This is a genomic window from Streptomyces sp. NPDC055078, from assembly GCF_053607985.1.
This window is the reverse complement of the sequence record NZ_JBSGUP010000321.1, coordinates 1-9175: the sequence shown is the minus strand read 5'-3', so window position 1 is coordinate 9175 and position 9175 is coordinate 1. Positions and strand designations below refer to the sequence as shown.

Genomic DNA, 9175 nt, shown 5'->3' with positions numbered 1-9175 from the left:
GCCGGAGGCCGTGCCTTCCCACCGGCCGGACGCCGAACAGCCGACCCGCAGGGGCACCTCCACGCCCGCTAGGGCGTAGGGGGCAGGTACGGGGGCGGAGCCCACGGAAAGCGGGCCGCCCTCAGGACCGTCACGCACGCGGCGGGGCCGTGGACGCGCGGGCCATCAGGTCCGCCGTGATGGTCGCGATGCCCCCCGGCGGCGGCTCCTCCTTGCCCATCGCGAGCCGGCCCGCCCTCGCCCCCGCCTCGTACAGCGGCAGCCGTACGGTCGTCAGTGCCGGTACGGCGTCGACCGAGAACGGGAGGTCGTCGAACCCGGCCACCGAGACGTCCTGCGGGATCCGCAGCCCCCGGTCCCGCAGCGCCGCACACGCCCCCAGGGCCACCGTGTCGTTCGCCGCCACGATCGCCGTGAGGGAGGCGTCGCGGCGCAGCAGTTCCACCGTGGCGTCGTAGCCGGAGCGCCGGGCGTACGGCCCGTGGACGGTGAGCCGGTCCTGGTCGCCGTCGACGCCCGCGCCCGTCAGCGCGGCCCGGTGCCCCTCCAGCCGGTGCCGGGTCGTCGTCCGCTCGGGCGGGCCCGCCACATAGCCGATCCGGCGGTGGCCGATGCTGAGCAGATGCTCGGTGAGCCGCCGTCCGCCGCCCCGGTTGTCGAACGCGAGGGCGGCGAGTGCCGAGTCGCCGGACGGACCGGGCATCGGCGGCCGTCCGCACAGCACCACCTTCGTCCCCGCGTCCGCGAGCCTCGCGAGCTTGGCGGACACCGCCGCGATATGGCCGGGATCCTCCAGCGCGCCCCCGGTCAGGACGACCGCCGCCGCGCGCTGGCGCTGGAGGAGGGTGAGATAGCGCAGTTCGCGCTCGGGCGAGCCGTTGGTGTTGCAGACGACGGCGAGTTTCTCGCCACCGGCCCGCCCCGAGCCCTCCTGTCCGCCGATCTCGGACTGCGCGGCCCCGGCAATGATCCCGAAGAAGGGGTCGGCGATGTCGTTCACCAGGATGCCGACCAGATCGGAGGTGGCGGCGGCGAGCGAGCTGGCCGGGCCGTTGAGGACGTAGTCGAGTTCGTCGACCGCGCGAAGAACCCTTTCCCGGGTGGCCGCGGCGACCGGGTAGTTGCCGTTGAGCACACGGGACACGGTGGCCGGGGACACCCGGGCGCGCGCCGCGACATCCGCCAGGGTGACTGTCATCGCTTTCCTCCGGGGAACGGGCCGGGGCCCTTGTCCCGGCCACTGTCGGCAGGCTAGCGTCATACCGTTTAGAAAGCGCTTACTGTGGGCGTATCGAGGGAAGACAGCCAGAAAGAGGGAACCGCTCGGTCGGCTCGGGGTGACAGTGGGGCGTGCGAGGAACACGAGTGACGAGGGGCGCCGCACCCCGCGCCCACCGCAGCCCGCACCCCGTATCGCACACAGCACGAGCGCCCCCCGCGCGCGCCCCGCCGAAGCACCCGGCCCGCCACCCGCCGGGACGACCCCGATGCCTGCCTGATGTCGGCCCGATGTCCGCCCGAATGTCCGCTTGATGACGCTACCCGGGACCGCCCCGGGACCGATCCGAACCCGCCCCGGGACCCTCTTTGGGCCCCACCCCGAAGACCCCCCAGGGACGCCCCCCACGACCACCGCTCGATGACCCAACCCGGGACCGGCCGGGACCGCCCCGGGACCGGCCGGAACCGCCTCGGCCGAGGTCCCGGCTCGGCCCCCCGGCCCCGGCCCCCGGCCGCCTGGCCCCGCCCCCGGGCCGTCCACCGAAAGCCGGAGCAGAGCAGCCCGCTCACCGAAAGCCCGCCCACCGACAGACGGAGGCAGCGTGACCCGCAGGACCCTGCGTATCGCCATGAACGGCGTCACGGGCCGGATGGGATACCGGCAGCACCTCGTCCGCTCCCTCCTCGCCATCCGCGCGGAGGGCGGACTCGACCTCGGTGACGGTGACGTCCTGTGGCCCGAGCCGGTCCTGGTCGGCCGCCGCGAGCCCGCCCTGAGGGACATCGCCGAACTCCACGGCCTCACGCACTGGACGACCGACCTGGACGCGCTGCTCGCCGCCGATGGCGAGGACCGGGTGGACCTCTACTTCGACGCCCAGATCACCTCCGCCCGCGTCCCCGCGCTCCGGCGTGCCATCGCCGCGGGCAAACACATCTACACCGAGAAGCCGACCGCGCCCGACCTCGCGAGCGCCCTCGAACTGGCCCGGCTCGCCGACGCCGCCGGTCTGCGGCACGGCGTCGTCCAGGACAAGATCTTTCTGCCGGGGCTGCTCAAGCTGCGACGGCTGATCGACAGCGGCTTCTTCGGCGAGATCCTCTCCGTGCGCGGCGAGTTCGGCTACTGGGTCTTCGAGGGCGACTGGCAGAGCGCCCAGCGCCCGTCGTGGAACTACCGCGCGCAGGACGGCGGCGGCATCGCCGTCGATATGTTCCCGCACTGGGAGTACGTCCTGCACGAGCTGTTCGGCCGGGTGACCGGGGTGATGGCGCACATCGTGACCCACATCCCCCGGCGCTGGGACGAGCGGGGCGAGCCGTACCCGGCGACCGCCGACGACGCCGCCTATGCCGTCTTCCAGCTCGAAGGCGGCGCCGTGGCCCAGATCAACTCCTCCTGGGCGGTACGGGTGATGCGTGACGAACTGGTGGAGTTCCAGGTCGACGGCACCCATGGCTCGGCCGTCGCCGGGCTCCGCCGCTGCCGCGCCCAGCACCGCACCGCCACCCCCAGACCGGTCTGGGACCCCGAGCTGCCCCCGGCGGAGTCCTTCCGCGACCAGTGGCAGGAGATCCCGGACAACGGCGAGTTCGGCAACGCCTTCAAGGCGCAGTGGGAGCTGTTCCTGCGCCATGTCGCCCTCGGCGAGCCCTACCGCTGGGATCTTCTCGCGGGCGCGCGCGGGGTCCAGCTCGCCGAACTGGGGCTGCGCTCCTCGGCCCAGGGCCGCCGCCTCGACGTCCCGGAGCTGACGCTGTGACCCTCCGGCTGCCGGACGCGAACGGGCGGTTGCGTACGTATGTCCCGCGCGCCGACCCCGTACGCCCCGCGCGCAGGGCGGGCGGCCTCCGCTCCCGTACGGTCTTCGCCGCCGCACATGTGGTGGCGAACCCGTACGCGGATCCCCACGCGCACGCGTACGCGGATCCGCACACCGACCCGTACACCGGCCACAACGCCGGTACGGGCCCCGTCGACTGGGACGCCACCCTCGCCTTCCGCCGCCATCTGTGGTCGTACGGCCTGGGTGTGGCGGAGGCGATGGACACCGCGCAGCGCGGCATGGGACTGGGGTGGCCGGCCGCCGCCGAGCTGATCCGGCGCTCGGCGGCCGAGGCGAAGGCGACCGGCGGCCGGATCGCCTGCGGAGTCGGCACGGACCAGCTCCCCGGCCTGGACCAGCTCCCCGGCCTGGACCAGCTCCCCGGAGCCGGCCATCTGCCCGGGACCAGCCGGCCGATTACCGCTGCCGCCCCTGCCGCCCCGTTCGCCCCTGCCGTCCCCGCCGCTCTCGCCGCCGTCCGCCGCGCGTACGAGGAACAGCTCGCACTCGCCGAGGACACCGGCGCCCAGCCGATTCTGATGGCGTCCCGCGCGCTGGCCGCCGCCGCCCGTACGCCGGACGACTATCTCGCCCTCTACGGCGAGTTGTTGCGGCAGGCGGCCGGGCCGGTCATCCTCCACTGGCTGGGCCCGATGTTCGACCCGGCGCTGGCGGGCTACTGGGGCAGTACCGACCTCGGCACCGCCACCGAAACCCTCCTGGAGATCGTCGCTGCCCACCCCGGCAAGGTCGACGGCGTCAAGGTCTCCCTGCTCGACGCGGAACGCGAGATCGCGCTGCGGCGGCGGCTCCCCGCCGGCGTACGGTGCTACACCGGTGACGATTTCCACTACCCGGAGCTGATCGCCGGAGACGAACACGGCTTCAGCCACGCCCTGCTGGGCGTCTTCGACCCGCTCGGCCCGCTGGCCGCCGACGCCGTACGAGCCCTTGATCAAGGCACAGAAGGCACCGCAGGCACAGAGGGCACCGCAGGCACCACAGGCGTCGCGGGCGTCGGGGGCGGCCCGGACGCATTCCGGGCGATCCTCGATCCCACCGTCGCGCTCGCCCGCCACCTCTTCGAGCCACCGACCCGCTTCTACAAGACGGGGGTGGTGCTGCTGGCCTGGCTGGCGGGCCACCAGTCCCACTTCACCATGGTCGGTGGCCTCCAGTCGGCCCGTTCCCTGCCGCACCTCGCCCGCGCCTACGAACTGGCCGACGGCCTCGGTCTCTTCCCCGACCCACCGCTCGCCGAGGCCCGGATGGCCGCCCTGCTCACCGTGCACGGAGTCGGCTCATGAGCGCGCCGAGCCGTTTCAGCATCAACCAGATGACCGTCAGACAGCTCTCCCTGCCCGAACTCACCACCGCCTGCGGGCGTCTGGGCATCGGCGCCGTAGGACTGTGGCGCGAGCCGGTGCGGTCGTACGGGCCCGAGGCGGCGGCCCGTCTCGTACGCGACGCGGGTCTGACCGTCACCAGCCTGTGCCGGGGCGGCTTCCTCACCGCGACCGACCCCGCCGAGCGCGGGCGCGCTCTGGACGACAACCGCGCCGCCGTGGACGAGGCGGCGGCCCTCGGCACCGACACCCTGCTGCTGGTCTCCGGCGGACTGCCACCCGGCAGCCGCGATCTGCCGGGCGCGCGACAGCGGGTCGCGGAAGCCCTGTCGGTACTCGCCCCTTACGCCGGAGAGCGGGGCGTACGGCTGGCGATCAAACCGCTGCACCCGATGTACGCGGCGGACCGGTGCGTCGTCTCCACGCTGGCGCAGGCCCTCGCCATCGCCGAGCAGTTCCCGCCCTCCCGGGTCGGCGTCGCGGTGGACACCTACCACGTCTGGTGGGACGACACCGCGCCCGACGCGGTCGCCAGGGCGGGCGCCTCCGGCCGTATCCACGCCTTCCAGCTCGCCGACTGGACGACACCGCTGCCCGCCGGCGTCCTCACCGGGCGCGGCCAGCTCGGGGACGGTTCGATCGAGCTGCGCCGGTGGCGGGAGCGGCTGGACACCGCGGGCTACCGGGGCCCGATCGAAGTGGAACTGTTCAACGAGGAGCTGTGGGCGCGCGACGGGGCGGAGGTCCTGGCGGAGACGGCGGCCCGGTTCGCGGAGCATGTGGGGTGAGGTCCGCGAGCCGGGGTTCCAGGGTGCGGACCGCTCGCCGGACCATGGCAACGCTCGCCGGACCACACCAACGCTCGACAGTCCGGCGAGCGCTGATACGGACCGTCGGGTTATCCACAGGCCGCACACGTTGTCGGACGTCGGCGGTAGCGTCGGATCATGTCCAATCCGGCGGTTCCGGCAGTTCCGGCAGTTCTTGAAGGGGTCCTTGAGCGGATCACCTATGCCAACGAGGAGAACGGGTACACGGTGGCCCGGGTCGACACCGGCCGCGGCTCCGGCGATCTCCTCACCGTGGTCGGCTCGCTGCTCGGCGCACAGCCGGGTGAATCCCTGCGGATGGAGGGCCGCTGGGGCTCCCATCCGCAGTACGGCAAGCAGTTCACCGTCGAGAACTACACGACGGTCCTGCCCGCCACCGTCCAGGGGATACGCCGTTATCTCGGCTCCGGGCTGATCAAGGGCATCGGCCCGAGGATCGCCGAGCGGATCGTCGACCACTTCGGGGTGGACACCCTCGATGTCATCGAGCGGGAGCCGAAGCGGCTCATCGAGGTGCCCGGACTCGGCCCGAAGCGGACCGGAATGATCGGCGCGGCCTGGGAGGAGCAGAAGGCCATCAAGGAGGTCATGATCTTCCTCCAGGGTGTCGGCGTCTCCACCTCGATCGCCGTGCGGATCTACAAGAAGTACGGGGACGCCTCGATCTCGGTGGTGAAGAACCAGCCGTACCGGCTCGCGGCCGATGTGTGGGGCATCGGGTTTCTCACCGCCGACCGGATCGCCCAGGCGGTGGGCATTCCGCACGACAGCCCGGAGCGGGTCAAGGCGGGCCTGCAGTACGCGCTGTCGCAATCCACCGACCAGGGGCACTGCTTCCTGCCGGAGGAGCAGCTGATCGCCGACGCGGTGAAGCTGCTCCAGGTGGACACCGGCCTGGTCATCGACTGTCTCGCCGAACTGGCCGCGGACGAGGAGGGGGTCGTGCGGGAGCGGGTGCCGGGGGCCGACGGCGGCGACCCGGTGACGGCGGTCTATCTGGTGCCCTTCCACCGCGCCGAGATGTCCCTCGCCGCCCAGCTCCGGCGGCTGCTGCGGGCCCCGGAGGACCGCCTCCCCGCCTTCCGGGACGTCGCCTGGGACAAGGCGCTGGCCTGGCTCGCGGAGCGTACGGGTGCCGAGTTGGCCCCCGAGCAGGAAGCCGCGGTCCGGCTCGCGCTCACCAGCCGGGTGGCGGTGCTGACGGGCGGCCCGGGGTGCGGGAAGTCGTTCACCGTACGGTCGGTGGTGGAGCTGGCCCGGGCCAAGAAGACGAAGGTGGTGCTGGCCGCGCCCACCGGCCGCGCGGCCAAGCGGCTCTCCGAGCTGACCGGGGCCGAGGCGTCCACGGTCCACCGGCTGCTGGAGCTGAAGCCGGGCGGTGACGCCGCGTACGACCGGGACCGGCCGCTCGACGCCGATCTGGTGGTCGTGGACGAGGCGTCCATGCTCGATCTGTTGCTGGCCAACAAGCTCGTCAAAGCGGTGGCACCGGGTGCACATCTGCTGTTGGTGGGGGATGTCGACCAGCTTCCCAGTGTGGGCGCCGGCGAAGTGCTGCGGGATCTGCTGGCGGACGGCGGCCCCGTGCCGAGCGTCCGTCTGACGAGGATCTTCCGCCAGGCCCAGCAGTCCGGCGTGGTCACCAACGCCCACCGGATCAATGCGGGCACGCACCCCATCACTTCGGGCCTGAGCGACTTCTTCCTCTTCGCCGAGGAGGAGACAGAAGACGCCGGACGCGTCACAGTGGATGTGGCGGCGCGAAGAATTCCGGCCAAGTTCGGGCTCGATCCCCGGCGAGATGTTCAGGTTCTCGCACCTATGCACCGGGGCCCGGCGGGCGCGGGCGCGCTCAATGGACTGCTTCAGCAGGCCATTACCCCCGCGCGGCCCGATGTGGCCGAGAAGCGCTTCGGCGGCCGAGTTTTCCGCGTCGGCGACAAGGTCACCCAGATTCGCAACAACTACGAGAAGGGGGAGAACGGCGTCTTCAACGGCACGGTCGGCGTGGTCACCTCGCTTCACCTGGACGATCAGCGGCTGACCGTCCTGACGGACGACGACGAGGAGGTCCCCTACGATTTCGACGAACTGGACGAACTGGCCCATGCGTATGCGGTGACCATCCATCGCTCGCAGGGCAGTGAGTACCCGGCGGTGGTGATCCCGGTCACCACCGGTGCGTGGATGATGCTCCAGCGGAACCTTCTGTATACGGCCGTCACCCGGGCGAAAAAGCTTGTCGTCCTGGTCGGCTCCCGCAAGGCGATAGGTCAGGCGGTGCGCACGGTTTCCGCAGGCAGACGCTTCACCGCGCTCGACCACCGGCTCTCCGGGGCCTGATGGACGGCTCCGCCGGCCGGGGGAAGCCGTCCGTCGCGGGGGGTGGGAAATGCCACCTCGACTTCCGGAATCCGGGCGGACGGGGCAGGATGAGCAGGTTGGCGGCACTCAGTGCCGCCAAAGGGTCCAACGGTCGACCCCGAGTGCACTCTGCTGAGCCAAGTGGGGGATGGTAGAGACAGTCAGGGCACCTCGAAGAAGAGGCACTACGTCGGTGAGGGATGACGTGAGCGACAACTCTGTAGTACTGCGGTACGCGGACGGCGAGTACACCTATCCGGTGGCTGAGAGCACCGTCGGTGACAAGGGCTTCGACATCGGGAAGCTCCGAGCCCAGACCGGTCTGGTGACCCTGGACAGCGGCTACGGCAACACCGCCGCCTATAAATCCTCGATCACCTACCTCGACGGTGAGGAGGGCATCCTCCGCTACCGCGGCTACCCCATCGAGCAGCTGGCCGAGCGTTCCAGCTTCCTTGAGGTGGCGTACCTGCTCATCAACGGCGAGCTGCCGACCGTCGACGAGCTGGCCGAGTTCAAGGGCGAGATCACCCAGCACACCCTGCTCCACGAGGACGTCAAGCGGTTCTTCGAGGGATTCCCGCGCGACGCCCACCCCATGGCCATGCTGTCCTCCGTGGTCAGCGCCCTGTCGACGTTCTACCAGGGCAGCCACAACCCGTTCGACGACGAGCAGCGGCACCTCTCCACGATCCGGCTGCTCGCCAAGCTGCCGACGATCGCGGCGTACGCGTACAAGAAGTCGATCGGCCACCCCTTCGTCTACCCGCGCAACGACCTCGGGTACGTGGAGAACTTCCTGCGCATGACCTTCTCGGTCCCCGCGCAGGAGTACGACCTCGACCCGGTCGTCGTCGCCGCGCTCGACAAGCTCCTGATCCTGCACGCGGACCACGAGCAGAACTGTTCGACCTCCACCGTCCGGCTGGTCGGCTCCTCCCAGGCGAACATGTTCGCCTCGATCTCCGCCGGCATCTCCGCCCTGTGGGGCCCGCTGCACGGCGGCGCCAACCAGTCGGTGCTGGAGATGCTGGAGGGCATCCAGTCCTCCGACGGCAACGTCGACACCTTCATCCGCAAGGTGAAGAACAAGGAGGACGGCGTCCGGCTGATGGGCTTCGGCCACCGCGTCTACAAGAACTTCGACCCCCGGGCGAAGATCATCAAGGCGGCGGCGCACGATGTCCTCTCCGCGCTCGGCAAGTCCGACGAGCTGCTGGACATCGCGCTGAAGCTGGAGGAGCACGCGCTCTCCGACGACTACTTCACCGAGCGCAAGCTGTACCCGAACGTCGACTTCTACACCGGTCTGATCTACCGGGCCATGGGCTTCCCGACGGAGATGTTCACCGTGCTCTTCGCGCTCGGCCGGCTGCCCGGCTGGATCGCCCAGTGGCACGAGATGATCAAGGAGCCGGGTTCCCGTATCGGCCGTCCGCGCCAGATCTACACGGGCGTGGTCGAGCGCGACTTCATCCCGGTCGAGGCCCGCTGACCGACCTGCCTCCGGGGCCCGTCCAGGGCTCCCGCAGCCACCGGCCGACCTTCCCGGGCTCCCCTGGGCCCTTCCTGGGCCCCTGACACCCGC

6 protein-coding genes are annotated in these 9175 nt (G+C 71.2%); 5 read left to right on the top strand and 1 reads right to left on the bottom strand.

All coding sequences use genetic code 11. The features are described 5' to 3' along the window. Positions 1–130: 130 nt before the first annotated feature. Complete coding sequence (locus ACWF94_RS24380) at positions 131–1198, bottom strand: LacI family DNA-binding transcriptional regulator (RefSeq protein WP_453492246.1); 1068 nt, start codon at positions 1196–1198, stop codon at positions 131–133. Positions 1199–1823: 625 nt separating this feature from the next. On the opposite strand from ACWF94_RS24380, the gene ACWF94_RS24375 reads away from it, so the two are divergent. The 5 genes from ACWF94_RS24375 to ACWF94_RS24355 all read left to right on the top strand — a co-directional run bounded on the left by ACWF94_RS24375 (position 1824) and on the right by ACWF94_RS24355 (position 9082). Next, entirely contained in the window at positions 1824–2984 is a 1161-nt protein-coding gene (locus ACWF94_RS24375) for a Gfo/Idh/MocA family protein (RefSeq protein ID WP_453492243.1), read from the top strand. Beyond that, on the top strand, positions 2981–4354 hold the full coding sequence (locus ACWF94_RS24370; RefSeq protein WP_453492240.1) for a dihydrodipicolinate synthase family protein: 1374 nt from the start codon (positions 2981–2983) through the stop codon (positions 4352–4354). Before ACWF94_RS24375 ends, ACWF94_RS24370 begins: the two co-directional genes overlap by 4 nt. Next, a complete protein-coding gene (locus tag ACWF94_RS24365) occupies positions 4351–5181 on the top strand; it encodes a sugar phosphate isomerase/epimerase family protein (RefSeq protein WP_453492237.1) in 831 nt (276 codons plus the stop codon). The genes ACWF94_RS24370 and ACWF94_RS24365 overlap by 4 nt, the downstream gene beginning before the upstream one ends. Positions 5182–5340: 159 nt before the next feature. Continuing rightward, positions 5341–7566, top strand: a complete 2226-nt coding sequence (gene recD2 / locus ACWF94_RS24360) for an SF1B family DNA helicase RecD2 (RefSeq protein ID WP_453492235.1) — start codon at positions 5341–5343, stop codon at positions 7564–7566. A 226-nt stretch (positions 7567–7792) separates the two neighbouring features. After that, entirely contained in the window at positions 7793–9082 is a 1290-nt protein-coding gene (locus tag ACWF94_RS24355; protein WP_453492232.1) for a citrate synthase, read from the top strand. Positions 9083–9175: the final 93 nt, after the last annotated feature.